The organism is Bradyrhizobium sp. NBAIM08 (assembly GCF_020193935.1).
Classification (GTDB): domain Bacteria; phylum Pseudomonadota; class Alphaproteobacteria; order Rhizobiales; family Xanthobacteraceae; genus Bradyrhizobium; species Bradyrhizobium yuanmingense.
Genome location: NZ_JADYVR010000503.1, coordinates 1 through 434, shown reverse-complemented (window position 1 = coordinate 434; position 434 = coordinate 1). Strand labels below are relative to the sequence as shown.

The 434-nt window shown below is 68.0% G+C and carries 1 protein-coding gene; it reads right to left on the bottom strand.

From position 1 onward, the window contains the following. Positions 1 to 434 (bottom strand): alcohol dehydrogenase catalytic domain-containing protein (locus tag I6F37_RS40665; protein WP_225154470.1); only part of this gene is annotated, 434 nt, incomplete at both ends.

Here is a 434-nt window from a genome sequence, read left to right as displayed (position 1 = left end):
ACACCGCGGCGATGACGCGCGCGCCCATCGCCTTGCCCAGCTCGACCGCCGACAGCCCGACGCCGCCCGCCGCGCCGAGCACCAGCAGCGTCTCGCCGGCTTTCAGGTCGCCGCGGTCCTTCAGCCCGTGGATCGAGGTACCGTAGGTCATCAGGATCGATGCCGCGGTCTCGAAACTGACGCCTTCGGGCACCTTGAACAGACGTCCGGCATCGATCGCGATCTTTTCGACCAAGCCGCCCGCGCCGGTGCCGGCCAGGACCTTGTCGCCCACCGACCAGCCGGTGACGCCTTCACCCAGCGCCTCGATCACGCCGGAGATTTCGCCGCCCGGCGCATAGGGCCGCTGCGGCTTCATCTGGTAAAGATCGCGGATCATCAGAGTGTCGGGAAAGTTGATCGCGCAGGCCTTGACCGCAACCAGCACCTGGCCG